The sequence below is a fragment of the Rossellomorea sp. RS05 genome (genome assembly GCF_039822645.1).
GTDB lineage: Bacteria > Bacillota > Bacilli > Bacillales > Bacillaceae_B > Rossellomorea > Rossellomorea marisflavi_B.
In genome coordinates, this window is the sequence record NZ_JBDKWY010000001.1 from 336,681 (window position 1) to 363,009 (window position 26,329).

General features: G+C 45.8%; 30 protein-coding genes and 1 pseudogene. 20 read left to right on the forward strand and 11 right to left on the reverse strand.

The window, feature by feature from the left end:
* Positions 1–9: 9 nt before the first annotated feature.
* Complete coding sequence (rnjA, locus tag ABJ225_RS01775) at positions 10–1,677, reverse strand: ribonuclease J1 (protein ID WP_053427822.1); 1,668 nt, start codon at positions 1,675–1,677, stop codon at positions 10–12.
* 4 nt (positions 1,678–1,681) lie between these two features.
* Complete coding sequence (locus ABJ225_RS01780) at positions 1,682–1,888, reverse strand: DNA-dependent RNA polymerase subunit epsilon (RefSeq protein WP_053427437.1); 207 nt, start codon at positions 1,886–1,888, stop codon at positions 1,682–1,684.
* A 611-nt stretch (positions 1,889–2,499) separates the two neighbouring features.
* Between ABJ225_RS01780 and ABJ225_RS01785 the strand changes: the two genes are divergently transcribed.
* Positions 2,500–3,270, forward strand: a complete 771-nt coding sequence (locus tag ABJ225_RS01785) for a Cof-type HAD-IIB family hydrolase (RefSeq protein WP_347318145.1) — start codon at positions 2,500–2,502, stop codon at positions 3,268–3,270.
* Between the two features lie 50 nt (positions 3,271–3,320).
* Here ABJ225_RS01785 and def read toward each other — a convergent pair whose 3' ends face one another.
* On the reverse strand, positions 3,321–3,872 hold the full coding sequence (gene def, locus ABJ225_RS01790; RefSeq protein ID WP_053427435.1) for a peptide deformylase: 552 nt from the start codon (positions 3,870–3,872) through the stop codon (positions 3,321–3,323).
* A gap of 287 nt (positions 3,873–4,159) precedes the next feature.
* Between def and ABJ225_RS01795 the strand changes: the two genes are divergently transcribed.
* The 5 genes from ABJ225_RS01795 to lpdA all read left to right on the forward strand — a co-directional run bounded on the left by ABJ225_RS01795 (position 4,160) and on the right by lpdA (position 10,178).
* A complete protein-coding gene (locus ABJ225_RS01795; protein WP_347318147.1) occupies positions 4,160–4,816 on the forward strand; it encodes a YkyA family protein in 657 nt (218 codons plus the stop codon).
* Between the two features lie 429 nt (positions 4,817–5,245).
* Complete coding sequence (gene pdhA / locus ABJ225_RS01800; protein WP_053427433.1) at positions 5,246–6,361, forward strand: pyruvate dehydrogenase (acetyl-transferring) E1 component subunit alpha; 1,116 nt, start codon at positions 5,246–5,248, stop codon at positions 6,359–6,361.
* 3 nt (positions 6,362–6,364) lie between these two features.
* On the forward strand, positions 6,365–7,342 hold the full coding sequence (locus ABJ225_RS01805; protein ID WP_053427432.1) for an alpha-ketoacid dehydrogenase subunit beta: 978 nt from the start codon (positions 6,365–6,367) through the stop codon (positions 7,340–7,342).
* Positions 7,343–7,465: 123 nt separating this feature from the next.
* Entirely contained in the window at positions 7,466–8,767 is a 1,302-nt protein-coding gene (locus ABJ225_RS01810) for a dihydrolipoamide acetyltransferase family protein (RefSeq protein WP_056537538.1), read from the forward strand.
* Between the two features lie 4 nt (positions 8,768–8,771).
* A complete protein-coding gene (gene lpdA / locus ABJ225_RS01815) occupies positions 8,772–10,178 on the forward strand; it encodes a dihydrolipoyl dehydrogenase (RefSeq protein WP_056537535.1) in 1,407 nt (468 codons plus the stop codon).
* Between the two features lie 40 nt (positions 10,179–10,218).
* On the opposite strand, the gene ABJ225_RS01820 is transcribed toward lpdA, so the two are convergent.
* Positions 10,219–10,587, reverse strand: a complete 369-nt coding sequence (locus ABJ225_RS01820) for a hypothetical protein (protein WP_160316496.1) — start codon at positions 10,585–10,587, stop codon at positions 10,219–10,221.
* 230 nt (positions 10,588–10,817) lie between these two features.
* On the opposite strand from ABJ225_RS01820, the gene ABJ225_RS01825 reads away from it, so the two are divergent.
* The 3 genes from ABJ225_RS01825 (at position 10,818) to ABJ225_RS01835 (ending at position 12,469) form a co-directional block, all read left to right on the forward strand.
* Entirely contained in the window at positions 10,818–11,066 is a 249-nt protein-coding gene (locus tag ABJ225_RS01825) for a hypothetical protein (RefSeq protein WP_053427429.1), read from the forward strand.
* Between the two features lie 92 nt (positions 11,067–11,158).
* Positions 11,159–11,986: a polysaccharide deacetylase family protein gene (locus ABJ225_RS01830; protein WP_056537526.1), complete on the forward strand. Its 828-nt coding sequence runs from the start codon at positions 11,159–11,161 to the stop codon at positions 11,984–11,986.
* Between the two features lie 363 nt (positions 11,987–12,349).
* Positions 12,350–12,469 carry a GapA-binding peptide SR1P gene (locus ABJ225_RS01835; RefSeq protein ID WP_079515891.1) on the forward strand — a complete coding sequence of 40 codons (120 nt, stop codon included), beginning with the start codon at positions 12,350–12,352 and terminating at the stop codon, positions 12,467–12,469.
* A 55-nt stretch (positions 12,470–12,524) separates the two neighbouring features.
* Here ABJ225_RS01835 and ABJ225_RS01840 read toward each other — a convergent pair whose 3' ends face one another.
* Positions 12,525–13,994, reverse strand: coding sequence for an aminotransferase class I/II-fold pyridoxal phosphate-dependent enzyme (locus ABJ225_RS01840; protein WP_347319285.1), 1,470 nt, complete (start codon positions 13,992–13,994; stop codon positions 12,525–12,527).
* Positions 13,995–14,194: 200 nt separating this feature from the next.
* Here ABJ225_RS01840 and ABJ225_RS01845 point away from each other — a divergent pair, with 200 nt between their 5' ends.
* Together ABJ225_RS01845 and ABJ225_RS01850 are read left to right on the forward strand one after the other, a co-directional pair.
* On the forward strand, positions 14,195–15,151 hold the full coding sequence (locus ABJ225_RS01845; RefSeq protein WP_347318151.1) for an NAD(P)H-dependent flavin oxidoreductase: 957 nt from the start codon (positions 14,195–14,197) through the stop codon (positions 15,149–15,151).
* Between the two features lie 13 nt (positions 15,152–15,164).
* Positions 15,165–15,434 carry a UPF0223 family protein gene (locus tag ABJ225_RS01850; protein WP_053427425.1) on the forward strand — a complete coding sequence of 90 codons (270 nt, stop codon included), beginning with the start codon at positions 15,165–15,167 and terminating at the stop codon, positions 15,432–15,434.
* A 67-nt stretch (positions 15,435–15,501) separates the two neighbouring features.
* Here ABJ225_RS01850 and ABJ225_RS01855 read toward each other — a convergent pair whose 3' ends face one another.
* The gene (locus tag ABJ225_RS01855; protein WP_347318153.1) at positions 15,502–16,122 is read right to left on the reverse strand and encodes a YktB family protein; all 621 of its coding nucleotides are present in this window, start codon (positions 16,120–16,122) and stop codon (positions 15,502–15,504) included.
* A gap of 173 nt (positions 16,123–16,295) precedes the next feature.
* On the opposite strand from ABJ225_RS01855, the gene ABJ225_RS01860 reads away from it, so the two are divergent.
* The 4 genes and pseudogenes from ABJ225_RS01860 to ABJ225_RS01875 all read left to right on the forward strand — a co-directional run.
* Positions 16,296–16,490: a hypothetical protein gene (locus ABJ225_RS01860; protein ID WP_053427423.1), complete on the forward strand. Its 195-nt coding sequence runs from the start codon at positions 16,296–16,298 to the stop codon at positions 16,488–16,490.
* Between the two features lie 201 nt (positions 16,491–16,691).
* On the forward strand, positions 16,692–17,117 hold the full coding sequence (locus tag ABJ225_RS01865) for an inositol monophosphatase family protein (RefSeq protein ID WP_347318155.1): 426 nt from the start codon (positions 16,692–16,694) through the stop codon (positions 17,115–17,117).
* A 272-nt stretch (positions 17,118–17,389) separates the two neighbouring features.
* Entirely contained in the window at positions 17,390–18,139 is a 750-nt protein-coding gene (locus ABJ225_RS01870; RefSeq protein WP_006119203.1) for a helix-turn-helix transcriptional regulator, read from the forward strand.
* Positions 18,140–18,142: 3 nt separating this feature from the next.
* Positions 18,143–18,523 (forward strand): annotated as a pseudogene (locus tag ABJ225_RS01875) (inositol monophosphatase family protein); the annotation flags it as partial.
* Positions 18,524–18,577: 54 nt separating this feature from the next.
* Here the strand turns inward: ABJ225_RS01875 and ABJ225_RS01880 are convergent.
* Positions 18,578–18,763: a YlaF family protein gene (locus ABJ225_RS01880; RefSeq protein ID WP_056537512.1), complete on the reverse strand. Its 186-nt coding sequence runs from the start codon at positions 18,761–18,763 to the stop codon at positions 18,578–18,580.
* Between the two features lie 203 nt (positions 18,764–18,966).
* Between ABJ225_RS01880 and typA the strand changes: the two genes are divergently transcribed.
* Both typA and ABJ225_RS01890 read left to right on the forward strand, forming a co-directional pair.
* Positions 18,967–20,808 (forward strand): translational GTPase TypA, encoded by a 1,842-nt coding sequence (typA, locus tag ABJ225_RS01885; protein ID WP_053427420.1) that lies wholly within the window; start codon positions 18,967–18,969, stop codon positions 20,806–20,808.
* A 27-nt stretch (positions 20,809–20,835) separates the two neighbouring features.
* Positions 20,836–21,144: a YlaH-like family protein gene (locus ABJ225_RS01890; RefSeq protein WP_048004185.1), complete on the forward strand. Its 309-nt coding sequence runs from the start codon at positions 20,836–20,838 to the stop codon at positions 21,142–21,144.
* A 74-nt stretch (positions 21,145–21,218) separates the two neighbouring features.
* On the opposite strand, the gene ABJ225_RS01895 is transcribed toward ABJ225_RS01890, so the two are convergent.
* A complete protein-coding gene (locus tag ABJ225_RS01895; protein ID WP_056537510.1) occupies positions 21,219–21,662 on the reverse strand; it encodes a hypothetical protein in 444 nt (147 codons plus the stop codon).
* Positions 21,662–21,862, reverse strand: coding sequence for a YlaI family protein (locus ABJ225_RS01900; protein WP_053427418.1), 201 nt, complete (start codon positions 21,860–21,862; stop codon positions 21,662–21,664). Before ABJ225_RS01900 ends, ABJ225_RS01895 begins: the two co-directional genes overlap by 1 nt.
* A gap of 173 nt (positions 21,863–22,035) precedes the next feature.
* On the opposite strand from ABJ225_RS01900, the gene ABJ225_RS01905 reads away from it, so the two are divergent.
* Positions 22,036–22,491 carry a pyridoxamine 5'-phosphate oxidase family protein gene (locus ABJ225_RS01905; protein WP_218245819.1) on the forward strand — a complete coding sequence of 152 codons (456 nt, stop codon included), beginning with the start codon at positions 22,036–22,038 and terminating at the stop codon, positions 22,489–22,491.
* Between the two features lie 24 nt (positions 22,492–22,515).
* On the opposite strand, the gene ABJ225_RS01910 is transcribed toward ABJ225_RS01905, so the two are convergent.
* A complete protein-coding gene (locus ABJ225_RS01910) occupies positions 22,516–23,112 on the reverse strand; it encodes a YhcN/YlaJ family sporulation lipoprotein (protein ID WP_056537504.1) in 597 nt (198 codons plus the stop codon).
* Between the two features lie 174 nt (positions 23,113–23,286).
* Between ABJ225_RS01910 and ABJ225_RS01915 the strand changes: the two genes are divergently transcribed.
* Positions 23,287–24,615 carry a PhoH family protein gene (locus ABJ225_RS01915; protein ID WP_056537501.1) on the forward strand — a complete coding sequence of 443 codons (1,329 nt, stop codon included), beginning with the start codon at positions 23,287–23,289 and terminating at the stop codon, positions 24,613–24,615.
* Positions 24,616–24,674: 59 nt separating this feature from the next.
* Here ABJ225_RS01915 and ABJ225_RS01920 read toward each other — a convergent pair whose 3' ends face one another.
* Complete coding sequence (locus ABJ225_RS01920) at positions 24,675–25,172, reverse strand: hypothetical protein (RefSeq protein WP_079515895.1); 498 nt, start codon at positions 25,170–25,172, stop codon at positions 24,675–24,677.
* Between the two features lie 125 nt (positions 25,173–25,297).
* Between ABJ225_RS01920 and glsA the strand changes: the two genes are divergently transcribed.
* Positions 25,298–26,221, forward strand: coding sequence for a glutaminase A (gene glsA / locus ABJ225_RS01925; RefSeq protein ID WP_079515896.1), 924 nt, complete (start codon positions 25,298–25,300; stop codon positions 26,219–26,221).
* Positions 26,222–26,329 lie beyond the last annotated feature (108 nt).

Here is a 26,329-nt window from a genome sequence, read left to right on the forward strand (position 1 = left end):
TATAATGGATCAGACTTCCATGATGATCGGAAGGATCATTGGACGACGTTTGGTTTTTTCGTATAAGAATGGAGCCAGTGTGTCTGTGATTTCATTCTTGATTTCAGACCATTGAGTAGTCCTTCTTTCAAGCACCTTGTTCAGGTGTTTGGAGATCAAGGTTTGCGCTTCGTTGATCAAGTCCCCGGATTCACGCATATAAACAAATCCGCGAGAAATCAGATCCGGACCGGAAGCAATCTTGAAGTCCTTCATATTGATGCTGACCACGACGATGACTAGCCCTTCTTCTGAAAGGATACGGCGATCACGGAGGACGATGTTTCCGATGTCACCGATTCCACTGCCGTCGATGTAGACATTCCCTGAAGGAATCTTCCCAGCCACCTGAGCAGAGTCGCTGCTGAGGGCAAGTACATCACCATTATCCATGATGAAGCAGTTATCAGGGTCTACTCCACAGTCGACGCCAAGCTGAGCGTGCATCTTCTGCATGCGATATTCACCGTGAATAGGCATGAAGAATGTAGGGTTCATCAGACGAAGCATAAGCTTCATTTCTTGTTGTCCACCGTGTCCGGATGTATGGATATTGCTGAGTGGTCCGTGGACCACTTCTGCTCCTGCACGGTATAGAAGGTTGATCGTACGGTTTACACTGATCGTGTTCCCAGGGATCGGTGAAGATGAGAAGACGACAGTGTCACCCGGTTGAATCTGGATCTGACGATGTGTACCGTTTGCGATACGGGATAGGGCAGCCATCGGTTCCCCTTGAGAACCTGTACAAAGGATGGCCACTTCATTCGCAGGCAACCGGTTGATTTGATTATGTTCGATGAAGGTTTCCTTCGGCGCATTGATGTATCCAAGTTCCTGGCCGATAGTGATGGCCGCCTCCATGCTTCGGCCGAACACAGCTACTTTACGGTTGTGGTAGACTGCCGCTTCGACAACCTGCTGCAGGCGGTGGATGTTGGATGCGAATGTAGCGAAAATAACGCGGCCGTCCACTTTCCTGAAGATATCGTCAATGCTTTCGCCAACTTTGCGTTCGCTCATTGTAAAGTTTGGTACCTCAGCATTCGTACTGTCGGAAAGCAGGCACAGGACGCCTTCTTTTCCGATTTCTGCCATTTTGGTCAGGTTCGCAGGTTCTCCTACAGGAGTGAAATCAAACTTGAAGTCACCTGTGTGCACGACATTGCCCGGAGGCGTCTTGACCACGATCCCGTAAGAATCCGGGATGCTGTGGGTGGTTCGGAAGAACGTGACGGACGTTTTCCGGAACTTGATCACATCATCTTCCTGGATGATGTTGAGCTTGGCATTGCGTAGAAGTCCGTGCTCTTCAAGTTTGTTCTTGATCAATCCCATGGCAAGCTTTCCGCTATAGATCGGAATGTTCAGCTCGCGAAGGAGATACGGAATCCCCCCGATGTGATCTTCGTGACCGTGAGTGATGAAAAGTCCCTTGATTTTATCTACGTTTTTAACGAGATACGTATAGTCAGGGATCACATAGTCGATGCCGAGGAGTTCGTCCTCAGGGAATTTGACCCCTGCATCGATTAGGATGATTTCATCCTGGAACTGTACAGCGTATGTGTTTTTACCGATTTCACCTAGACCACCGAGGGCAAATACTGCAGTCTGGTCATTCTTGACAAATTTCATCCGATTATTGCTCCAGCTCGAATGATTCTTGGTTTTTCTCGTGTTCTAGAAAAGCGCCCTCGAGCTTTTGCACGAATTCGATGTTGTACGGTTTGTCTTTCAGCTTGAGGCGTACCTCACGCTCTGAATCTGCTTCGATGTAAAGAGAGTCAGTGCATTCGCGAACAGGCACTTCTTCTTTACTCTTTTGATAAAATACTTTGTAAATCATGTGTTTTCTCTCTCCTTATCCGTTTTCAAAACTTTAACTTTCCTCTATGATAAAAAAGTTATCAACATAATGTGTGGGTTGTTACCATACGGTTTACCCATAAATAGATCATTTCATTCCGATGGGCGACAACGGCCCGGGATCTCTATCATGAATATGTATAGTATGAATTATAAAGGATTCTTCCTATTAAATAAAGTTTTATCAAGATTCCATGCACATAAAGAGCAGGAACGGATCCATTCTTGGAGAAAAGACTCCCAAAACGGCATCAGTCCCTGCTTATGAAAAGTGACAGTATGACATGCATGTAGATGGACTCCTTCATTTAAGCGATCGTCTTCTTTTTAAGCAACTCTTTCCACTGTTTCATAAGCTTTTTGCGCAGCTTCTTGAACATGGATGATCACTCCTTACTTATATTTTACCGAGAAAAAGGCTTGAAGTAAAGATGCCTTCCTTTTATTGTACGGAATTTATCGAATCTCTTACATGGTTAAATATAGTAAATGAAGCGGTTGCGGCATCCATTGACAATTTAGCAGTGAAAGCGTACCTTTATCAACGTCTTACCATTTTGTTATTCCATTACTAGAAAGAGGAGAGTCATAATGTCGAAGATCGTTTTTTTTGATATAGACGGAACACTGCTCGACCACGATAAAGAACTCCCGTCCTCCACGAAGCAGGCCATCAGCCGCCTCAAGGAAAATGGCACGTATGTAGCCATCGCCACGGGGCGTGCGCCGTTCATGTATGAACCCTTGAGGGAAGAACTTGGGATCGATTCATATGTTTCCTTCAACGGACAGTATGTTGTATTCGAGAACAACGTCATCTATACGAATCCACTTGATACCGGCCGTCTTGAAGCCTTGTTGGAAGACTCGGAAGCCAAAGGGCATCCCGTCGTCCATCTTGATCATGAAACGATGAAGGCCAATCATGAAGATGATGAATATATCAATAAGAGCATGGCAAGCCTCAAGTTCACTCATCCTGAATGCCAGCCCGAGTTCTATAAGGGAAGAGACATCTATCAATCACTTCTATTCTGTGATGAAGAAGAAGAGACGTTTTACCGCGAAAACTACCCGGAATTCTCTTTTATCAGATGGCATGAACATTCCATGGACATTCTGCCTGACGGAGGATCAAAAGCAGAAGGGATCAAACGGATGATCGACAAGCTCGGATTCCGGATGGAGGATGTATATGCCTTCGGTGACGGGTTGAACGATATTGAAATGATCAAGGGCGTCGGAACAGGTGTTGCCATGGGGAATGCCGTGGAAGAGCTGAAGCGGCATGCCGACCTCGTGACGGCGGATGTAGCAGATGACGGCATCTCTAAAGCGCTTAGTAAACTGGGCCTGATATAACTAACAGAAAAGGACTCCCCTGAACAACGGGGAGTCCTTTTTCACGATTATCATCGTTCAATGGGGATAGCGTCCGGAATCGGTTCGAACGGATGTTCATGATCGATATGGTCATAGAACATCACCCCGTTCAGGTGATCGATTTCATGCTGGAATACGATGGCTGCCAGGCCTTTCAGACGGATTTTGACTTCGTTTCCGTCTACGTCCCACCCTTTTACCGTCACGCGGGCATACCTTGGAACGAATCCCGGTACGTTCCGGTCAACAGACAAGCATCCTTCACCTGACGTAAGAAAAGCTTTTTCAATGGAATGACTGATGATTTTCGGATTGAAGAGCGCATAGCTGTACAGGCGTTCACCGTCCCTCACGTTAACGGCGATCATCCGTTTAAGGACATTGATCTGTGGAGCAGCAAGGCCGATGCCCGGCCTTAATCCGTACTGTGCGGAAAGCTCGGGATCCTGACTGTTTTTAACATACTCAAGAAGGCTTGAGAGGATCTCTTTATCCTCCTTTGAAGGCGGCAATGTCACTTCCTGTGCCACTGATGTGAGGGAAGGATGGCCTTCACGGATGATATCTTTCATTGTAATCATAATGGTTTTATTCCTCCTCGAAATGCAACGGTCTTTCTGGAAAGGTTTCCGTTGATACATGAAAATATGATGCGCGGAATGCGTGCAATAGAATTATTTTAACACTTCACACACAAAAAGTTAACGAATCTAGCAGGAGTCATGAATACCGGTGCAGCGCGAGGCATAGTAATAGAGTACCGGGTTTCCTGTGAGTAGACATATTCCGACAGGGGTAACTCCCTATTGTCAAAATCTGCAGACATCGATATAGTAGAAGATGGAAAAAATGTTAGGGGGATCTGATCGTGTCGAAATTTCGTTTTGCAATCGTTACAGGTGCAGTCGCACTTTTATTGATGGGATGTTCAGCGACATCATCACCGGAAGAAAGCCTTCAGGATGTCATGGAAGAAACCGTTTCCAAGGAAAAACCGTACGCTGAAGCCCAAAAGCCGCTGCAGGAGCTGGAAAAGAAAGAGCAAAACCTGTATGAGAGCATCATGGGACTTGGAATGAAGGAAATGGACAAGATCCAGGAGCTTTCAGACGAAGCTTTGAAGAATGTCGATAAGAGGAAAGAGTATATCCAAAAAGAGCAAACGTCCATGGACGAGGCTAAAGAGACGTTCGCAGATGCATCCAAATACATAGAAAAACTAGACAACGCAGATCTTAAAAAACAGGCCCAGTCACTGGAGAAAACGATGAAGGCACGCTATGAGCTCCACGGCAAGCTGACGAAATCCTACTTGAACGTCCTTGACGGGGATAAGGAACTGTATGAAATGCTAAAAAAAGAAGACCTCACCATGGAACAACTGGAAAAGCAGGTCACATCGATCAACAAGGAGTATGAAAAAGTCTCCAAATTGAATGATGAGTACAATGACAAGACGAATGAATACAATGAAGCAAAAAAAGATCTATATTCCAATGAGGCATTCGAAGAGAAAAAGGATTGATTGATGGAAGACGGCACCCAATGCCGTCTTTTTTATTTGCTTCAGAGTTACTCTATAACAGAACTCCAAAATCGAAACTATTATATATAACAGGTGGTCAGACCTCAGTGATACAGATGGCTTCAGACGTTAATCTCGAAGTTGTCTGAATATAAATGAGAACTTATAAAATATAGCACTTTGTCGTTGACGTACCGAAAATAGGTATTGTAAACTAATAGAGGTGATTTAATATTGTATTAGTCAGCATCCAGTGTTGAGTAGTACAGATCAACCCGATTTTAAAATTGGGTTTTCTTTCTGAGTATTTGTGGAAAACTAGTAACAGTGTGTCCACGGATATGTGGTAAGTCATACTTGATTTGGGTAATCTAAACTTTGTATGTAAAAAACCAAAATAAATGCATGTAGAAAGGATAGGTGACTTCGATGGCTTCTAAATCAAAGAAGGCACAATTCGACGCAGTGAAAACGCTCGAAGAAGTTGAAAGCAAGTTTGAAATGCTCCAAATTTTGAACGAAGAAGGCGAAGTTGTAAATGAAGACGCAATGCCGGAGATCTCCGATGAGGATCTTCAAGAGCTTATGCGCCGTATGGTTTACACTCGTATTCTTGACCAACGTTCCATCTCCTTGAATCGTCAAGGACGCTTAGGGTTCTACGCTCCGACAGCAGGTCAGGAAGCATCACAGATCGCTTCACACTTTGCACTTGAGAAAGAGGACTGGATCCTTCCTGGATACCGTGATGTTCCTCAAATCATCTGGCACGGCCTTCCGCTAACGAAAGCTTTCTTGTTCTCTCGCGGACATTTCGTAGGAAACCAAGCGCCAGAAGGTGTGAACGTCCTATCCCCACAAATCATTATCGGTGCTCAATACATCCAAACAGCTGGTGTGGCACTCGGACTTAAAAAACGCGGCAAAAAAGCTGTTGCAGTAACATATACAGGAGACGGTGGTTCATCACAAGGTGACTTCTACGAAGGTATCAACTTTGCCGGTGCTTATGCTGCCCCTGCAATCTTCGTGGTTCAAAACAACCAATTCGCGATCTCAACTCCTCGCGATAAACAAACAGCTGGTAAAACCATCGCTCAAAAAGCGGTTGCAGCTGGTATCCCTGGTATCCTTGTAGACGGTATGGATCCACTTGCCGTATTCGCAGCAACTGCAGAAGCCCGCAAGCGTGCAGTTGATGGACAAGGACCTTCACTAATCGAGACACTTTGCTACCGTTATGGTCCACATACAATGGCAGGGGACGATCCGACTCGTTACCGTACTTCTGAAATGGATACTGACTGGGAAAAGAAAGATCCATTGGTACGCTTCCGCAAATTCCTAGAAGCAAAAGGACTTTGGAGCGAAGAAAAAGAAAACGAAGTCATCGAATCTGCTAAGGAAGATATCAAGCAGGCGATCAAAGAAGCTGATGGAACTCCTAAACAAAAAGTGACAGATTTCATCAACAACATGTTCGAAGAGCTTCCTTACAACCTTAAAGAGCAATTAGAAATCTACAAAGAGAAGGAGTCGAAGTAAGCCATGGCGCAAATGACAATGATTCAAGCGATCACTGATGCACTGCGCACAGAACTACGCAACAACGAAGACGTACTAGTTTTTGGTGAAGACGTAGGTCTAAACGGTGGTGTATTCCGTGCAACGGAAGGACTTCAAAAAGAATTCGGTGAAGACCGTGTATTCGATACGCCGCTTGCAGAATCAGGTATCGGCGGACTATCAATCGGTCTAGCATTGGAAGGGTTCCGTCCCGTTCCAGAAATCCAATTCTTCGGTTTCGTATACGAAGTAATGGATTCAATTTCCGGCCAAATGGCTCGTATGCGCTATCGTTCTGGTGGAGCTTACTCTTCACCAATCACGATTCGTTCTCCATTCGGTGGTGGGGTTCATACTCCTGAACTCCACGCGGACAGCCTTGAAGGACTTGTTGCTCAGCAACCTGGTCTTAAGGTGGTTATTCCATCAACTCCATATGAGGCTAAAGGTCTTTTGATCTCAGCGATCCGTGATAACGATCCTGTCATCTTCCTTGAGCACATGAAACTATACCGTTCATTCCGTGAAGAAGTTCCGGAAGAAGAGTATACAATCGAACTTGGTAAAGCCGCTGTGAAACGCGAAGGTTCAGACCTTTCCATCATCACATACGGTGCAATGGTCCATGAGTCATTGAAAGCTGCCGATGAACTTGAAAAAGAAGGCTATTCTGTAGAGGTCATCGACCTTCGTACAGTGAGCCCGCTTGATATCGAGACCATCATGGCATCTGTCGAAAAGACAAACCGTGCGATTGTTGTCCAAGAAGCTCAAAAACAAGCAGGTATCGCTGCTAACGTCGTTGCTGAAATCAATGACCGTGCGATCCTTAGCCTTGAGGCGCCAGTACTACGTGTAGCGGCACCTGATACTGTATTCTCGTTCTCTCAAGCTGAGACAGTTTGGCTTCCGAATTACAAAGATGTAATCGAAACAGCTAAGAAAGTACTTGAATTCTAATCCTATTCGGATAGAAAAAGAAAATAGAAGGGAAGCAACACCCTTCTATTTTCTACTATATAGAGAAAAAAAGATCCATTACATTCATCTATTCAATCATGATAAAACCAGGAGGTAGGATCCATGGCATTTGAATTCAAATTACCTGATATCGGTGAAGGTATCCATGAAGGTGAAATCGTCAAGTGGTTTGTAAAAGCTGGCGATACAGTAGAAGAGGACGACGTACTATGTGAAGTCCAAAACGATAAAGCTGTCGTAGAAATCCCGTCACCAGTTGCTGGTACGGTTGAAGAAGTCCTTGTAGAAGAAGGAACTGTGGCAGTCGTAGGCGATACATTGATCCGTTTCGACGCACCAGGTTACGAAGACCTTCAATTCAAGGGCAGTGACAGCGATAGCGACAAAAAAGAAGAACCTAAAGCTGATGCAAAAACAGAAGCTCAGGTTCAAGGTACTGCAGAAGAAGGTCAAGAAGTGAGCAAAGAAGAAGTTGACCCTAACAAACGTGTCATCGCAATGCCTTCTGTACGTAAATATGCCCGTGAAAACGGTGTTGAAATCCGCGAAGTATCTGGTTCAGGTAAAAACGGACGCGTACTGAAAGAAGATATCGATGCATTTGCTAATGGAGGATCTGCTCCACAAGCTACTGAAGCTAAATCTGAGGCACCTGCCAAAGAAGAAAAAGCTCCGGCAGCAGTTAAAGCTCCAGAAGGTGAATACCCAGAGACTCGCGAGAAAATGAGCGGTATGCGTAAAGCCATCGCAAAAGCAATGGTGAATTCTAAACACACAGCTCCTCACGTTACACTGATGGATGAGATCGATGTGACAAAACTTTGGGCTCATCGTAAGAAGTTCAAAGAAGTGGCAGCAGAAAAAGGCGTTAAGCTTACATTCTTGCCGTACATCGTAAAAGCATTGACTAGTGCCCTTCGTGAATATCCGGCTCTTAATACATCAATCGATGACGCTACAAGCGAAATCGTTCAAAAACATTATTACAACATCGGTATTGCAGCTGACACAGACAAAGGCCTTCTTGTACCAGTCGTGAAAAATGCAGATCGTAAATCTATGTTCAATATTTCAAATGAAATCAATGAACTAGCTGGTAAAGCCCGTGACGGTAAACTTGCCGGTGACGAAATGAAAGGTGCATCTTGCACAATCACCAATATCGGTTCTGCAGGCGGACAATGGTTCACCCCGGTTATCAACCATCCAGAGGTTGCCATCCTTGGTGTTGGCCGTATCGCTGAAAAACCTGTAGTGAAAAATGGTGAAATTGTAGCGGCACCTGTGTTAGCATTATCATTGAGCTTTGACCACCGTATGATCGATGGTGCTACTGCTCAACACGCACTAAACCATATCAAGCGTTTGTTGAACGATCCAGAACTATTATTAATGGAGGCGTAATTCAATGGTAGTAGGAGATTTCCCAATCGAAACAGATACTATAGTAGTCGGTGCAGGTCCTGGTGGATATGTAGCTGCGATCCGTGCGGCACAGCTTGGACAAAAAGTAACAATCGTAGAAAAAGAAAATCTTGGCGGGGTTTGCCTGAACGTTGGATGTATCCCTTCCAAAGCCCTTATCACAGCTGGTCACCGCTTCCACAGCGCACAGCATTCAGATGATATGGGTATCGTTGCTGAAAACGTAAAAGTGAACTTCGATAAAGTTCAAGAGTGGAAAGCCGGCGTCGTTAAAAAACTTACCGGTGGTGTTGAAGGCCTTCTTAAAGGAAACAAAGCGGATATCGTCCGCGGCGAAGCATACCTTGTAGATGCCAACACTCTTCGTGTAATGGATGAAAATTCAGCACAGACGTATACGTTCAAAAACTTGATTTTGGCTACTGGATCACGTCCGATCGAAATTCCTAGCTTCAAGTTCTCTAAGCGTGTAATCGATTCTACTGGAGCTCTAGCTCTTAAAGAAGTACCGGGCAAACTTGTTGTCATCGGTGGAGGTTACATCGGTACAGAACTTGGAACGGCTTATGCTAACCTTGGTTCTGAAGTAACAATCCTTGAAGGCGCTGACGATATCCTCATGGGCTTCGAAAAGCAAATGACAAGCATCGTGAAAAAAGGCCTTAAGAAAAAAGGTGTAGACGTTGTAACAAAAGCTATGGCTAAAGGCGTTGAAGAAAGCGACAACGGCGTAGTCGTGAAATACGAAGTGAAAGGCGAAGAGAAAACAGTTGAAGCGGATTATGTTCTTGTAACTGTTGGACGCCGCCCGAACACGGACGAAATCGGTCTTGAAGAGATCGGTGTTGAAATGAGCGACCGCGGTGTTATCAAAGTCGATAAACAATGCCGCACAAACATTTCAAATATCTTTGCAATTGGAGACATCGTTGATGGTCCTCCACTTGCTCACAAAGCTTCATATGAAGGTAAAATTGCTGCAGAAGTCATTTCTGGTGAGCCTGCAGAAGTTGACTACCTTGGAATTCCTGCCGTTTGCTTCACAGACCCTGAACTAGCGACTGTTGGTCATTCTGAAGCTTCTGCAAAAGAAGAAGGAATTGAAGTGGTTGCAGCGAAATTCCCGTTCGCAGCTAACGGACGTGCCCTTGCTCTTAATGAAACAGAAGGCTTCATGAAGCTGATCACTCGTAAAGAAGACGGACTCATCATCGGTGCTCAAATCGTTGGTGTCGGTGCTTCTGATATGATCGCTGAACTTGGTCTTGCAATCGAATCCGGTATGACAGCTGAAGATGTTGCCATGACGATCCATGCTCACCCGACTCTTGGTGAGATCTCAATGGAAGCTGCTGAAGTAGCAATGGGAAGCCCAATTCACATCATGTAATACACAAAAAAGATGATCCTCATCAGAGGGTCATCTTTTTTTAATCATACCAATGGGAGATTGCCTGGGCCACCGGCTTGACGATGCTATTCTTGTTCGTTGATCCTTCGATTTCACATATGACCTCATTGTCTTCTATGACTAATATGGCAGGGGAATCGGGCGTCTTGTCCAGCACGGGCTGATCTTCAGAGGAACGGGCATTGACGACTTTAAGGTGCTTCAGGCTCTCCGGATGCTTAGACTTGAGTTCCAGGATGGCATCATAATAGGGGATTTCACTCGTGAGATTTTCATCATCCGTGAAGAACAGCACCTGCTTCCTGATCATTTCATCAGTTGCATGGGTCACTTTTTGGGAAGAGACCCCACTGCAGGAACTTAAGAGGAGAGCTGTCGATGCGATCATTAGAAAACATATGCGCTTCATACATCTTCCTTCTTTCTATGTAGGATGGTATGGGATGTAAAATAATGACTATTAACACTGTCTTATGGACCATTCTATCATACAAATATCCTCTATGCGGAAAGTCATGGAAATGTTACAGAATTGAAAAGACAATCATACTGATATTTCTTTGGGCAGAATATAGTATAGATATAGGCCTTCATTTTCATGGTAAAGGATGTCGTCGGATGAAAGTATATATTGCCTTCCTCGTTCAGCTGATGTTATGGAGCGTGTTTTATATTGCCGAATGGTTCTCGACAAAAGATCATGTGGAGTATAAATGGATCATGTTTGCCCTGTTCTTCTATCTTTCCTTCCTCGTGGCGGGGAAGATCGTCCAATCAAGAAAATTGACCCTGTTCATTACTTCTTCCAGCCTTTGCTGTTTCTTTGCTTTCAAAGTTTTGTTTGAGGGAGTCCTTCAGCTTATTTAACCGATTACAGATAGGAAAGATTAGAATATTTTCCAGATGTCACAAGTATATGTTAAAATGTTCAAAGTGACATTGGAAAGGTGTTTGATGGTATGAAGAAATTAGTCGTATTAATTGTGTTCTTATTTGTGTTCCTTGGTGCCTGCTCGAACGGTGAAACGGCTTCAAGCACTACAAAAGAAAAGAAGGAAGAACCAAAAAAAGAAGAGGCTGCTTCAAAGGAAGACACGGATGAAGAAAGCAGTGAAGAGAAAGTAGAGGAAGAAGAAACTCCTGCAGTGGTTGAACCCGAATACGTTGTGAATGAAAACACGTGGACGATCGATCCCATCAAAGATGCGAACAAAAAAGTCGCCCTCCTCACATTCGATGATTCTCCCGACGAGCATGCCGTGAAGATTGCCGAAGATTTGAAGGAGATGGGTGTGGGCGCCATCTTTTTCGTAAACGGACATTTCCTTCAATCAGATGAAGGAAAGGAAAAGTTGAAGAAAATCCACGATATGGGGTTTGAGATCGGCAACCATACATATAATCACAGTTCTCTGAAGGACCTGACATCTGAGGAGCAACGGAAGGAAATCGTAGAGCTGAATGATCTGGTCGAATCGATCATTGGTGAACGTCCTGTCTTCTTCCGTGCACCCTTCGGACAGAATACCGATGAGAGCAGGGAAGTAGTCAAGGAAGAGAAGATGACCCTCATGAACTGGACATACGGGTATGACTGGGAGAAGGCGTACCAATCAAAGGCCGCCATCTCGGACATCATGGTCAACAGTCCTTATCTAGGGGATGGAGCAAATCTGTTGATGCATGACCGGACATGGACGGCAGAAGCAGTTCCCGATATCGTGAAAGGTCTTCAGGATAAAGGATTTGAAATCCTCAATCCAGCAAAGATCAAAACAATCGAATAGGCGTAAAATCATGAAATCCGCATCATTCAGGTGATGCGGATTTTTTTGGCTTTGAGGAGGCATCATCCTTTCATTAGAGGCTAGGCAGTCACTCACGGAATGACAGGGTTCGGACAAAGTACCAGATGGAATCGCCCGATTGGAATCTGAGGGGGGTGGACATAAGCACATTTGGTCTATTTTCAAAAAAATAAAGAAATCGCACACATCAAAATGTAATCGCATACATACACTTATTAGTATGGAGGAATAATGGGGTTTTGAGGAATAAAGTTATACAATTTAAGGTTGATTTTCTAATTGTGTTATAATATTATAGAATCAGATAAAACGCTTACACCAAAACAGAAGGGAATGAACGTAATGGGAACAATCGTTTGTCAATCATGTCTGAACACCATTGAGCATTATGAGGATGAAAAGGTTTCTGTTTTATTCTCTAACTGCTGTACCTGTGAACATGATGTGGAACTTGATGATTGATCGATGATATAAAGAAAAGGATGAAGAGCCACATAGGCTCTTCATCCTTTTTTTATCAACGGATTGCACGATGTTCTTTGATGACGCGAAGATGGCGTAAATCATAATCTTCAGGTCCTTGTACAGGCAGTCCGGCTTCAATATTCGTTTTGATGTATTCGATATTTTCCTTCGTGATGATCTCACCTGGAATGAAGATCGGAATGCCGGGAGGGTACACCATGATGAATTCTGCAATCGTCCTTCCCACCGTTTTATCGATGGGGATGACTTCGGTTTCTGCATAAAAGGCATCCCTCGGCGTGATGGATAGTACGGGGATGTCAGGCAGCATGACCGTGATTGGATCGCGGGCTCCGTCCTGTTTCAACTTTTCAGTAAGCTCTTTGAGTGCACTTACCAATGTGGAAGCGTCCTTTTCAGTATCACCTGGTGTGATGATACAAAGAATGTTATAAAGATCGGATAATTCAACCTCAATATTATGGGATTCCCGCAGCCATTTTTCAGCATCGAATCCGCTGATTCCGAGATCCTTTACAGAGATGATCAGCTTGGTTGGATCATAGTCGAAAGTTGCTTTTGTACCAAGGATTTCTTTCCCTACGCAATACAGCCCTTCAATGCCGTTGATTTCGTCACGCATGCGTTCGGAAAGGTCGATGGTTCTTGAGATAAGCTCGTGACCTTCAGTGGCAAGACGCTTCCTTGCCACATCCAATGAGGCAAGAAGCAGGTAGGAAGTCGATGTTGTCGTCAGCATGCTAAGAATGGTCTGAACCCTTTTCGGAGAGACAAGACCGTTCTTCATATTGAGTACCGAACTCTGCGTCATGGACCCTCCCAGTTTGTGCACGCTGGTTGCAGCGAGATCTGCGCCGGCCTGCATGGCAGAAAGGGGCAGGTCATCGTGAAAATGGATATGAACGCCGTGCGCTTCATCTACAAGGACTGGAACATCATATGAGTGTGCGATCTCCACGATTTTCTTCAGATCTGCCGATATTCCGAAATACGTCGGATTGATGACGAGAACGCCTTTCGCATCGGGATTCTGTTCCAGGGCGCGGGCAACGGCATCTGTTGTGATCCCGTGGGAAATCCCTAGATTCTCATCAATATCCGGATGGATGAAAACAGGGGTCGCACCTGAGAATACGATGGCGGACATGACGGATTTATGAACATTACGCGGAACGATGATTTTATCTCCGGGTCCGCATACACTCATCACCATGGTCATGATGGCGCCGCTTGTCCCTTGCACAGAGAAGAATGTATGATCAGCGCCAAAGGCTTTCGCAGCCAGATCCTGGGCTTCTTTGATCATTCCCTTCGGCTGGTGCAAGTCATCCAACGGGGCAATGTTGATCAGGTCAATGGAAAGGGCATTTTCACCGATGAACTCCTTGAATTCAGGGTCCATCCCTGCCCCCTTCTTATGTCCGGGGATATGGAATTGTACAGGGTTTTTTTTACTATGATTCATTAAGCCGGTAAATAACGGCGTATCATGCTGGGACAATGTAGTAAACACCTCTTTAAAGTCTTCTTGAACTTTTCATTATACTAGAAATCAGACAGTTGTACTAACAAACATATGAATTATAGCATTTCGCCCATTCTTTGCATAGTGGTGTGTGACTTCCATTCTGAATGAGCAGGTTCTGGGAAGGATTTTTGCCTTCATTGAAGAATAGGTGAGTAAGACAGGAGGGATAAAGGATGGAATGGAGTACAAGGGTGACAGACAAATTAAAGATTACATACCCCATCATTCAAGGGGGGCTGGCTCATCTCGCTTACGCAGAGCTTGCGGCAGCAGTTTCAAATGCGGGGGGCCTTGGTCAGATCACGGCCATGTCTATGGAATCCCCTATGGAGGTCAAACGTGAAATCCAAAAGATCAAAACCATGACAGATAAACCGTTCGGTGTGAATTTTGCCATCGGTCAGCATGGCCGTCCATACAAGGAGTATGTGGAGGCAGCTATTGAAGAAGGGGTCCCGGTGATCTCAGTAACTGGTGGAAATCCAGCTCCGATATTGGAGAGGCTTGAAGGAACGGAGATAGTTAAATTGGTTCTTGTGGCTTCGAAACGACAGGCTGTAAAGGCAGAACAGCTCGGTGCCGATATCGTCATGGTGGTGGGGCAAGAGGGAGGGGGACATCTCGGCAAAGGAGATGTCGGGACCTTCGTATTGATCCCTCAGGTGGTCGATGCCGTGTCGATCCCAGTTGTAGCGAGTGGAGGTGTAGGGGATGGAAGAGGATTGATGGCCGCGCTTTCCTTTGGTGCCGAAGGAGTCGAGATGGGGACGAGATTCATCGCTACAAAAGAATGTGTACATGCGTCCGATGCGTATAAAAGCGCCTTGATTGCAGGGGATGAGAATGGTACAGTGGTGATTAAACGAACTCTCGGAGCCCCGGCGAGGGTCATCTTGAATGACTGGACTTCGGCGATACTCGATAGAGAAAAAGAGAATGCGGGATATGAAGGGCTGAAGGATTTCATCAGCGGTGAAGCCAACCGGAAGTTTGCTCAAGAAGGAAATACGGCCGAAGGGTTTGCATGGGCAGGTCAGGTGATGGGATTGATCAAAGATATCCCTACCGTGGACGAATTGATATCCCGTATGATCCTCGAGGGTGAGAGTATCCGTCGTAAATGGTCGTAAGGAGTGTAGATGAATGGAATACCAATATCCCTTTGATATTGATTGGACAACGGAAGAGGTCATCGACGTGATCGCCTTCTTTGAATCAATCGAACAAGCATATGAAAAAAGCATCGATCGGGATGTATTGATGAAGAAATACAAGCGTTTTAAGGAAATCGTACCAGGTAAAGCAGATGAAAAGAGAATCTGCGACGAGTTTCAGCAGTCGAGCGGTTATTCGTCCTATCACGTCATCAAAAAGATGAAGGACCAGCCGGAAAGCGGTAGGATCTCATTGTAACAAAAGGCGGCCTTGCTTCTCAGCAGGCCGCCTTTTGTTTGAGCCCATTCCCTTGTCCCTGACAGGTTTAGCTCATTTTATATAGGGGTAAAAGTGTTTCAAAGGCGACGGTGATTCTGTCCATCAATTCCTCACCGCTCATCTTTGTCACCGTATCTCGATCCAGATGGAGTCCGCAAAGCAATTCAGCTTTTTTCACGGTTTGAACCCTTTTGGCAAGGGTCAAGAGGTCATCCTTGCTCATTGATTCGTAAGGGGTGGCACCCGGTTTCATGTGATCACCCGACCAGACGAATTCCCCTGGTATCATCTCTGGAATTTCGTCCACATGCTGTTCGATTTTTCGGCCGAAATCAGCCTTGCCAGGTGCCTCATAGATCATGGCGAACCAGATGAACAGATGAGTACCCCATAAGCCGATCTGGAAGTGAGGGTGCTTTTTATACCCCCTCTTATCGGATGCAAATGCCACCCACGTATCATTGGGCGGGTTGACTGAACGTCTGGCATGCTTTGCAACATGATAGTGGACTTCATCCCCTGTCATAACCGAAAGGGAATGGGCGAAATGTTGCCCGAGGAGGTCCAATTTCGGACGGACCTTCTCCACGATCGCTTCCATCCTGGCATCGAGGCCATCGATCGAGAATACGTTAAAATCTTCTTCTGTAAATCCATTGAATTTCATCTTTAACCCTCCTTGTACAAGGCTATCGTAGCATATAGGAATGGGAGGGTGTAGCCGGGATGCTTTGCAGATAGGTAATGGCACATTTTAGTTACAAGATGGAGAATTTCTCATAACATGTAGTAAATATTATCAGAACAATCAGATAAAACTTCCGGAAGGGGTGTAGGAAAATGAAACAGGTAATGAATACGTCTAAAAAAAGGGATGTCCAACAGCAAAGGATGAATGTGTTGAGGTTGGAAATGGACTATGAACTTGCCGTCCTTTTTGAAGCCATCCAGATGAATGATGAACAACTTCAGAGCAATTCAAAGCAAAAATTGATGGGCATCCGTGAAGAATTGATGAAACTGAAGGCTTTATAGAATCACTTTCATAACGAGGTAAATACTAAAAATGATGAATACAAGTTAAAAAACGGATCCTGAATGGAGTCACTCAGGTCCGTATTTTTATGCCCGGGCCAGGAACGCCAAGTGCTGTTGCTTGAAAGAGCCTCATTTTTCCATTACACTTATGAGCTAAAGGAAGCCCACGCTCATCCGATACATAGGAGGATTGCTTGCATGACAAACTGGATTGAACTCGACCAAAACGTGAGAAGCTGGATCAAGGAAGCCGGAGAGCGCATCCGCACATCTTTTGATTCGGAGTTAAGCATTAAAACGAAGTCTAATCGTAACGATCTTGTGACCGATATGGATGAGGCGACAGAGAAATATTTCACTGAAGCCATCCGCCATACATACCCCGATCATCAGATTATGGGAGAAGAAGGCTTCGGAGACGATTTACATAAACTTGAAGGAGTCACATGGATCATTGATCCCATCGATGGAACCATGAATTTCGTTCATCAGCAGCGGAATTTCGCCATTTCAATCGGCATCTATGACGGAGCTGTCGGGAAGCTTGGTTATATCTATGATGTCGTGCATGATGAGCTATACTTCGCCAGTAAAGGGGAAGGGGCGTTCCTGCAGATTGAGTAACCGTGAATGTTTGTACAAATGTTTCAAAGATGTTACTATGAGTGTCCCGGCCAGCATCACTTTATATTTTGTGACGTCTGGCCGGACGTTTTCCCTAGTGTTGGCTGTTTTAGCGACCTGGCCGTACAGGTCAGGTTTTTTTTTACCGCTAAACAACTGAAGCCATTGTAACCTCTGAATGATTCATTGTAAGTTACTCTTAAGTATCATCTTGCCTGTACTATAGTGCAGGTTAAGTCCACGTTAAGTAAAAGAAGCAGCATGGAGCCTGAATGTTTTCTTTTTTCCTTGAAAATCAAACAATAACGGATACGCTTCAGACTTACATACAGAGAAAGTTATCTCCGCTGGGTAGTCCGGATTACGCTTACACTGTTGTGAGCAAAAAAAATCCTTCAAATGTTCTGATTATTTCCAGTTATCCTGACGAATGGATTAGGTTATACCGCGCTAACAACTTTCAGCTGACCGATCCGGTTATTCTCACGGCCTTTAAACGCACCTCGCCGTTTGCCTGGGATGAGAATATTACGCTGATGTCCGACCTGCGGTTCACCAAAATTTTCTCTTTATCCAAGCAATACAACATCGTTAACGGCTTTACCTATGTCCTGCATGACCACATGAACAACCTTGCTCTGTTGTCCGTGATCATTAAAGGCAACGATCAGACTGCGCTGGAGCAACGCCTTGCTGCCGAACAGGGCACGATGCAGATGCTGCTGATTGATTTTAACGAGCAGATGTACCGCCTGGCCGGTACCGAAGGCGAGCGAGCCCCGGCGTTAAATCAGAGCGCGGACAAAACGATATTTTCCTCGCGTGAAAATGAGGTGTTGTACTGGGCGAGTATGGGCAAAACCTATGCTGAGATTGCCGCTATTACGGGCATTTCTGTGAGTACCGTGAAGTTTCACATCAAGAATGTGGTCGTGAAACTGGGCGTCAGTAACGCCCGACAGGCTATCAGACTGGGTGTAGAACTGGATCTTATCAGACCGGCAGCGTCAGCGGCCAGGTAGTGAATGAATGGTCAGAGGCTACCGGAACTGGAGGCGGTTCCCGTAGAGGATGCCATCGTTGCCCTCAACGCCCTTTGGGTGACGGATAACAAGCGAATCGACCCTTCAGTCCTTGGCCCGCTTGTCCAAAAGGCAAGGGGAATCCGGTCATACGGATCTGCGGCGATCGAAATGGCCTACATCGCTGCCGGCAGGCTTGATGCGTATCTGACCATGAGGCTTGCTCCCTGGGACTTTGCAGCCGGCAAGATCCTGATCGAGGAGGTCGGAGGAGTAGTGACCGATCTTGAAGGGAATGAATTGGATCCCCTCAAAAAGAGTTCGGTGTTCGTCGGAAAGCCGGAACTGCACCAAACGATCTTGGATACGTACATCAAAAAGTAGTTCAATAAAAAAGGTGCCGAGTGGAGGGATTTCTCCTATCGGCACCTTTATTTTTTATAATCTTCCTTCTTCCCTATAGCGCTTCTTGGTTTTGAAACCGAATCCCATGACGATGATGAGGGCGATGAAACTCCCAAGGGCTAGTAAGATGCTTTGAACACTTATGGATATGGCAATTCCCATGAGGGAGATGGCCGCTAATAGTGAAAACAGGACAAAAATCCATTTTATATTCCCCATTTTGATACCTCCGTTGAATGAATATGCTTGCTATACGTATGATTTTACCCTTGCGGGAAAGAATGTGCAATGTCTGCAGCCTGTAAATGTAAGGGTTTGCGAGAGAAATATTTATTAGGGGATTTATAAACGCTGTGCTATAATGGTCTAGTTGAACAGAAATCAAGTCAGGAATGAAATCCAATATATTCAGGAGTGGAAATATGAACTTAAGAAATGATCTTAGAAATATAGCAATTATTGCTCACGTTGACCATGGTAAAACAACATTGGTTGATGAGCTGTTGAAGCAATCCGGTATCTTCCGTGAAAATGAAACTGTATCGGAACGTGCCATGGATTCAAACGACCTTGAACGCGAACGCGGTATCACGATCCTTGCGAAAAATACTGCGATCCAATATAAAGATACGCGCATCAACATCCTAGACACACCTGGACATGCCGATTTCGGTGGAGAAGTGGAACGGATCATGAAAATGGTCGATGGTGTCCTTCTTGTAGTCGATGCATACGAAGGCTGCATGCCTCAAACGCGTTTCGTACTGAAGAAAGCACTCGAACAAAACCTTACGCCAATCGTAGTCGTAAACAAAATCGATAAAGATTCTGCCCGTCCGGAAGAAGTCATCGACGAAGTACTGGAACTATTCATCGAGCTTGATGCCAATGACGAACAGCTTGAATTCCCTGTAATCTATGCATCGGCCATCAGCGGTACGGCAAGCACGGATCCGGATCCGTCCAAACAAGATGAGAACATGCAGTGCCTGTATGAGTCCATCATTGAAAACATCCCTGCACCGGTTGATAATCGTCAAGACCCACTTCAATTCCAAGTGGCCCTTCTCGATTACAATGACTATGTGGGACGTATCGGTATCGGACGTGTATTCCGTGGAACGATGAGAGTGGGTCAACAGGTTTCATTGATGAAGCTTGATGGATCCATCAAATCATTCCGTGTTACCAAGATCTTCGGTTTCCTCGGATTGAAACGGGTTGAAATCCAAGAAGCGAATGCGGGAGATTTGATTGCTGTATCAGGTATGGAAGACATCAACGTAGGGGAAACCGTTTGTCCGGTCGAACATCAAGATCCACTACCGGTCCTACGTATCGATGAGCCTACCCTTCAAATGACGTTCCTTGTGAACAACAGCCCATTTGCAGGTCGTGAAGGTAAATTCGTCACTGCAAGGAAAATCGAAGAAAGACTTCTATCCCAGCTTCAAACGGATGTAAGTCTCCGTGTCGAGCCGACTGATTCACCGGATGCTTGGACAGTATCAGGTCGTGGGGAGCTTCACCTTTCCATCTTGATCGAGAACATGCGCCGTGAAGGATATGAGCTTCAAGTATCGAAACCAGAAGTCATCGTACGTGAAGTGGATGGAGTGAAATGTGAGCCGGTTGAACGCGTTCAAATTGATATTCCTGAGGAGTTCATGGGCGGTGTCATCGAATCACTCGGACAGCGTAAAGGTGAAATGCTCGACATGATCAATAACGGAAACGGTCAGGTTCGTCTTGTATTCATGGTTCCTGCTCGTGGATTGATCGGATACTCTACTGAGTTCATGACACTCACAAGAGGGTATGGTATCATTAACCATACATTCGACAGCTATCAACCGCTTCAGCAAGGTCGCGTAGGTGGCAGACGCCAAGGTGTCCTTGTATCAATGGAAACAGGTAAAACCACTCAATACGGCATCATGCAGGTTGAGGACCGCGGTACGATCTTCGTTGAATCCGGTACAGAAATCTATGCAGGTATGGTCGTAGGTGAAAACACTCGTGAAAATGACATCACAGTCAATATCACGAAGATGAAGCAAGCGACGAACGTCCGTTCAGCTACAAAAGATCAAACGGTGACAATCAAAAAAGCACGAATCATGACGCTTGAAGAGTCACTCGAATATCTGAATGATGATGAGTATTGCGAAGTGACACCTGAATCCATCCGTCTTCGTAAGAAGATCCTTGATAAGAGCGAGCGTGAAAGAGCTGAGAAAAAGAAAAAAACAGCTGATAAGTAAGGAATAAGCGTTAAGGGGGAGTAGGGTATGGATGTAACGGAGAGGTTATCCTTTTTTGCATCCCTTTACCGTGTGGATCAGAACGCGGAACTGGGGATGTGGCTATTGTATCTGACCATCATCGGTCTATCCATCCTTGTGTACAAGCTGGGATTCGCCAAGAAACTTCCGATTGCCAAATCGATTGTGATCTATCTTTTCCTTGTGATGGGATGCACGGTCTTGACGTTCCTCGGGATTTTCCTCCCGGTGGCGGAGGGATTGGTCATCGCGGCACTCATTCTCATCATCTATAAGGTGCGCCTGAACAACGAAAAGAGAAAAGGGAATATCTGACGAAACCGTACCCCATCATCTTGAAGCACTCCCACATCACCGTCAAAGGGGACGGAAAACCAAAAAGGCAGCAGTCATATAATTGACTGCCGCCTTTTTTTTGTAAACATCTCGTAAAGCATAGGCATGGATACACCGAAAGCAAGGTGACCGATCGTCCATAAGGCGATAGCTGCCATGTCGTCCATAGGAGGAACCTCCTTCAGGGCGAGGTAAGACAAAGGGAAATACAGGAGGATCGTCGGTGCTGTCAAGATGAAGGAAAACCACCAACGCCAAGTCTTATTAAGGTTCCATTTGTCCAGCACCCAACCGTAGAGCATCCCCATGATGACGGCGATGATGAGGTGAAACAAAAATTCCATCCATTCTGGCCAAAGGATGCTGCCGAAGAAAGGGAGGAAGTCTACATTCAATAACAATGTATAAACCCCTATATCGGTCATGAACTGAAACGCTTTTAATATAAGACCCAAGAATGTTCCTGCCAACAGCCCGATCAAAGCACCCTTACCCATTAAAAGTCATCATCCACTTTAGGGGAACGGTACAGCTTGAAGTTGCCGGAAGCTGCGCGTTCTTCGGTCCTTTTTTTGATGCGTTCATTGCATTGATTACACATATATGTGTGAATAGGGCGATTCCTCAGTCGTTTTGCTTGAAGCGAATAATCCTCAATGTTATCAATTACATCGCATAGTGCGCATTTAACTCTCATATGTGACACCTCGATTCAATTTCTCATTAGTCATAGTATATCATGAGCAGTCCCGGTCGTCTTGCGTCGGTTCATAAAGATGAGGAAAATAAATACATGCAACTGTATGAGAGCTCTGATATACTGAAAGTGTAAGATTCCGAGGCCACATTAGAGAGTCTAGGGGGGATTGGATGGCAAACCAGGTAGAACATTCGCTTTTTCCCGATTTATATGATTGTTTTCAATCAGAGAGATTCGTCACGCTGTCCACGGTGGATTTCGAAACCGGTGGACCGAATGTCAGTGCGATTTCATGGATTTATGCAAAGGACGAAACGTCTCTTCTGTTTGCGGTAGACCAAAAATCGAGAATCATTCAAAACATAGGGCAAAACCCGCTGACAGTGGTCAATGTCATTGCGAACGGGTCCTCTTATTCCATTTCAGGAAAGTCGTCCGTTCTACTGCCGCGCCTGGAAGGAGTCCCACTGAAGGTATCGCTCATCAGACTGGCGATCCATGAAGTGAGGGACGTGATGTTTTATGGCTCCAAAATCTCTGTAGAACCGGTGTATGAAAAAACCTATGATAAATCTGCGGCGGAAAGATTGGACCGCCAAGTGTTAGAAGCCATGAAAAAGGCATGATGCCTCTTCATGGCTTCTTTTTGTTCAGTCAATCTTGTCGTAGGATTGCTTTTCTTGTTCTTTTTTGAGCTGTCGGTCATTAGACCTGTTCATATCCCCTTTAGGGTTATCGGGACCATTTTCGGGATTCGTATCCTTAAGGGACTTCGGAACTTCGGGCATCAGCCTTCCCGATATATCGGATAGTTCATTGAAGATCCCTTGGAGGGGCCGTCCGTTTTGGACATCCTTGCTGATTTCTTTCAGTCGGGCATACATGTCGGGATCAGCGACAATAACAGCTTGTGCACCATATGGGTCTTCCTGAAGTGCTTCAGCCACGGAGTATTTAATCGTGCCGACCTGAGACCTTTCAACATTGGCACCGACATCGATGCCTACAAAGGCATATTTCCCTATGACGACGGCAGTGGCATCATGGACATTGGGGATTGATGTGCTCAGGTTGACAAGATGTTCTGAAATCTGTTGACCGGACTTTCGTTCCACCCGCTTGGGGATGTTGCTGTCGTTAACGGTGATCGGCTGATTACCGTAACGCTCACCCTGAGCTTCATCGGTGTTTCGGGCACAAGCCGTGATGAAGGTGAGGGTCAGAAGGAGCAGGATGAATCTGTTCATATACAAACCTCCCTGATTTGGATCATTCTTTCTTCTTATTGTGTAATGTTCTTCTATCTTTATACGCTCGTACATATATTTGAGAAACGGGCCGTCCTATTAGGTAGCTGGAATGACCGGAAGTCGAGAGGCTACATACAATAGTGTTAAGAATAAGGAGCAGGAGGCATCGATTTGAATAAAATTTATGTACTGGATACCAATGTCTTATTACAAGATCCACAGGCCATCTTTTCCTTCCAGGATAATGAGGTGGTCATCCCAGCCGTTGTACTCGAAGAAGTGGATTCGAAGAAGCGTTATATGGATGAAGTCGGAAGAAACGCAAGACATGTATCGAAACTCATAGATCAACTTCGGCAAAACGGAAAGCTCCATGAAAAAATTCCTCTCTATACAGGCGGCTCCCTGCGGATCGAATTGAATCACCGATCCTTCCAGCAGCTTCAAGATATTTTTGTGGAAAAAACAAATGATAACAGGATCATAGCAGTAGCAAAAAACCTTTCCCTCGAAGAAGAAGCGAAAACCGGAGGGAAGACGGTCATCCTTGTCAGTAAAGATACCCTTGTCAGGGTGAAAGCCGATGCCATCGGATTGATTGCGGAGGATTTCCTCAGTGACCGGGTGGTGGAAGTGAATGATGTGTACACCGGTTTTGAAGAGGTGTATGTAGACAAAGAGGTATTGGATCGATTTTACGAGAAGGGGGAGCTTCCCCTGTCGGAGGTCAGCGCACACAGATTATACCCTCACGAATTCATCATTTTGAAAGATGCACTGGGAAGTTCGGCTTCGGCACTCGGGAGGGTGGATCAGCAAGGGCAGAAGCTGAGGAAGCTCGTATACGATCAGGAGCATATGTGGGGGATCAAGGCGAGGAATGTGCAGCAACTCATGGCGACGGAACTGCTCCTGAGGGACGACATTTCCCTTGTGACCATGATCGGGAAGGCCGGTACCGGGAAGACGCTCCTCGCACTTGCGGCGGGGTTGCTTCAGACCGAGGACTTCCACAAATTCAATAAGCTCTTAGTGGCGCGTCCCATCGTGCCCGTCGGAAAGGATATCGGCTATCTTCCTGGCGAAAAACAGGAGAAGTTGAGGCCGTGGATGCAGCCGATCTTCGATAATCTGGAGTATCTGTTCAATGTCAAGAAGCCCGGTGAACTGGATGACATCCTTGCCGGCATGGCTTCCATTGAAGTGGAGGCCCTCACCTATATCCGTGGTAGGAGTATCCCGGATCAATTCATCATCATTGATGAGGCTCAGAACTTGACGAAGCATGAAGTCAAGACGATCCTCACCAGGGTGGGGGAGAGGAGCAAAATCGTCCTGATGGGAGATCCCGCACAGATTGATCATCCATATCTGGATGAATACAATAATGGACTTACGTATGTGGTGGAAAAGTTCAAGGATCAGACGATCGCCGGTCATGTCAGATTGATGAAGGGTGAGCGATCGGGTCTCGCCCAGCTTGCGGCGGACCTGTTATAACAAGGCGAAGCAAAAGACGGCCTCGAGGTGAGTATCCCTCGAGGCCGTCTTTGTATGGTTTATTCGATCCGGAATGCCTTCACCGATGTGATGGGATCTGCTTGATTGGATCCGTCTCCGTAGTAGGCATGGACCGGCCCGTTTTCTTTAAGGGGCCGTCCGTTCAACGAGAAGCCGAGGATCAGGTCCCGGGCTTCTGTCATAGCCATCGCATGTTCCCCGTTATCCGTCTCGATGACAACAGTGGCAGCATCAGCGTGAGGCTCTGCGTTTTTCAGGAATGGAGCGAATGGGATGCCGAACGTTCCAGTCAAGACCCTTTCCTTTTCATATTTCTTTTCCGTCTTCAGTGTAGGAGGGTAGGTGGCACCTTCCTGGATTTCCCTTGACCAGTGGCGGGATACGGCTTTCGTATATTCTTCAAGTTCATCGATCGCTTCTGTCGTCTGTAAGAAATAGGTGGTAAGATCCACTTTTCGGTCGTCAAAGATCCAGACGCCTGCATCTAATGTGATGGGAAATGTAACATTCCCCTTGATTGGTACGATGGTTTCCATGTATTGATCTCCCCTTCTGGATGATACCTAAAGTATACAGGTTGATCCCCTATTTGTCACATGGATTGGAAGTGTTTTCAGGGCTGGCTTTAGGGAATGATAATGAATACTTAGGAGGGGATACGATGACACAAGCACAAAGGATCCTTGAAGAACTCATTCGGCAAGCTGCCCCGTATACAAAGGAAGGACGGGTCGCCGATTATATTCCTGCACTGAAAGAGCAGGATGCGGATGATCTGGCGATTGCCATTCACTTTCTGGATGGAAGGACATGCTATGCCGGATCACATATGAAAAGATTCACGCTGCAGAGTGTGTCCAAGGTGATCACACTGGCATTGGTCCTGATGGACTGTGGGCAGGAAGAGGTATTTTCCAAGGTGGGGATGGAGCCTACGGGTGACCCTTTCAACTCGATTGCAAAGCTAGAAACGAACAAGCCGTCAAAACCGCTCAACCCCATGATCAATGCCGGTGCACTGGCGGTGACCTCCATGATCAAGGGAGGGACATGCAGTGAAAAGTGGGAGCGGCTCATTGCATTCATCAACCACATGACGGGGGATGATGTGACGTATAACCGGGAAGTGGCGGAATCTGAGCTCAAAACCGCCGATCTCAACAGGGCCCTCTGTTATTTCATGAAGCAACACGGGGTGATCGATATCGATGTGGAAGAACTCCTGGATCTCTATACGAAACAATGTGCAGTTGAAATGAACTGCATGGATCTGGCGCGGATCGGAGCAGTCTTTGCCAATGATGGGGTGGAGCCGGGGTCGGGCAGGCGCATCATCACGAAGGATACGGCAAGGATTTGCAAGACCTTCATGGTGACATGCGGGATGTATAACCGTTCAGGGGAATTTGCCATTAAAGTAGGCATTCCTGCCAAAAGCGGTGTTTCGGGAGGAGTGATGGGTGCGGTACCCGGCAAATGCGGAATCGGCCTCTTCGGTCCTAGTCTTGATGACGTGGGAAACAGCGTGGCAGGTGTGAAGATCCTTGAGATGCTGAGCTCCCAATATTCCTGGAGTATTTTCTGATCTCTGATTTCTTCGATCCGTTCATTCATATGATTGTCATAGACTGGTGTCACAATCTCTGTTTTCTCTTGCATTTTACCCTGTTTAACGATAAAATTTTAAGACAGA

Coding starts and splice junctions, on each gene's coding strand:
- ABJ225_RS01920 (WP_079515895.1), bottom strand. CDS start 25,172: ATGGAAACCATCGTACCAATCAAGGGGAATGTTACATTTCCCATCACA.
- rnjA (WP_053427822.1), bottom strand. CDS start 1,677: ATGAAATTTGTCAAGAATGACCAGACTGCAGTATTTGCCCTCGGTGGT.
- ABJ225_RS01910 (WP_056537504.1), bottom strand. CDS start 23,112: ATGAACAGATTCATCCTGCTCCTTCTGACCCTCACCTTCATCACGGCT.
- ABJ225_RS01810 (WP_056537538.1), top strand. CDS start 7,466: ATGGCATTTGAATTCAAATTACCTGATATCGGTGAAGGTATCCATGAA.
- ABJ225_RS01880 (WP_056537512.1), bottom strand. CDS start 18,763: ATGGGGAATATAAAATGGATTTTTGTCCTGTTTTCACTATTAGCGGCC.
- ABJ225_RS01825 (WP_053427429.1), top strand. CDS start 10,818: ATGAAAGTATATATTGCCTTCCTCGTTCAGCTGATGTTATGGAGCGTG.
- pdhA (WP_053427433.1), top strand. CDS start 5,246: ATGGCTTCTAAATCAAAGAAGGCACAATTCGACGCAGTGAAAACGCTC.
- ABJ225_RS01905 (WP_218245819.1), top strand. CDS start 22,036: ATGGCAAACCAGGTAGAACATTCGCTTTTTCCCGATTTATATGATTGT.
- ABJ225_RS01850 (WP_053427425.1), top strand. CDS start 15,165: ATGGAATACCAATATCCCTTTGATATTGATTGGACAACGGAAGAGGTC.
- lpdA (WP_056537535.1), top strand. CDS start 8,772: ATGGTAGTAGGAGATTTCCCAATCGAAACAGATACTATAGTAGTCGGT.
- ABJ225_RS01900 (WP_053427418.1), bottom strand. CDS start 21,862: ATGAGAGTTAAATGCGCACTATGCGATGTAATTGATAACATTGAGGAT.
- ABJ225_RS01805 (WP_053427432.1), top strand. CDS start 6,365: ATGGCGCAAATGACAATGATTCAAGCGATCACTGATGCACTGCGCACA.
- def (WP_053427435.1), bottom strand. CDS start 3,872: ATGATTACAATGAAAGATATCATCCGTGAAGGCCATCCTTCCCTCACA.
- ABJ225_RS01895 (WP_056537510.1), bottom strand. CDS start 21,662: ATGGGTAAGGGTGCTTTGATCGGGCTGTTGGCAGGAACATTCTTGGGT.
- typA (WP_053427420.1), top strand. CDS start 18,967: ATGAACTTAAGAAATGATCTTAGAAATATAGCAATTATTGCTCACGTT.
- ABJ225_RS01785 (WP_347318145.1), top strand. CDS start 2,500: ATGTCGAAGATCGTTTTTTTTGATATAGACGGAACACTGCTCGACCAC.
- ABJ225_RS01855 (WP_347318153.1), bottom strand. CDS start 16,122: ATGAAATTCAATGGATTTACAGAAGAAGATTTTAACGTATTCTCGATC.
- ABJ225_RS01865 (WP_347318155.1), top strand. CDS start 16,692: ATGACAAACTGGATTGAACTCGACCAAAACGTGAGAAGCTGGATCAAG.
- ABJ225_RS01835 (WP_079515891.1), top strand. CDS start 12,350: ATGGGAACAATCGTTTGTCAATCATGTCTGAACACCATTGAGCATTAT.
- ABJ225_RS01860 (WP_053427423.1), top strand. CDS start 16,296: ATGAAACAGGTAATGAATACGTCTAAAAAAAGGGATGTCCAACAGCAA.
- ABJ225_RS01820 (WP_160316496.1), bottom strand. CDS start 10,587: ATGATCGCATCGACAGCTCTCCTCTTAAGTTCCTGCAGTGGGGTCTCT.
- ABJ225_RS01830 (WP_056537526.1), top strand. CDS start 11,159: ATGAAGAAATTAGTCGTATTAATTGTGTTCTTATTTGTGTTCCTTGGT.
- ABJ225_RS01890 (WP_048004185.1), top strand. CDS start 20,836: ATGGATGTAACGGAGAGGTTATCCTTTTTTGCATCCCTTTACCGTGTG.
- glsA (WP_079515896.1), top strand. CDS start 25,298: ATGACACAAGCACAAAGGATCCTTGAAGAACTCATTCGGCAAGCTGCC.
- ABJ225_RS01870 (WP_006119203.1), top strand. CDS start 17,390: ATGTTTTCTTTTTTCCTTGAAAATCAAACAATAACGGATACGCTTCAG.
- ABJ225_RS01780 (WP_053427437.1), bottom strand. CDS start 1,888: ATGATTTACAAAGTATTTTATCAAAAGAGTAAAGAAGAAGTGCCTGTT.
- ABJ225_RS01845 (WP_347318151.1), top strand. CDS start 14,195: ATGGAATGGAGTACAAGGGTGACAGACAAATTAAAGATTACATACCCC.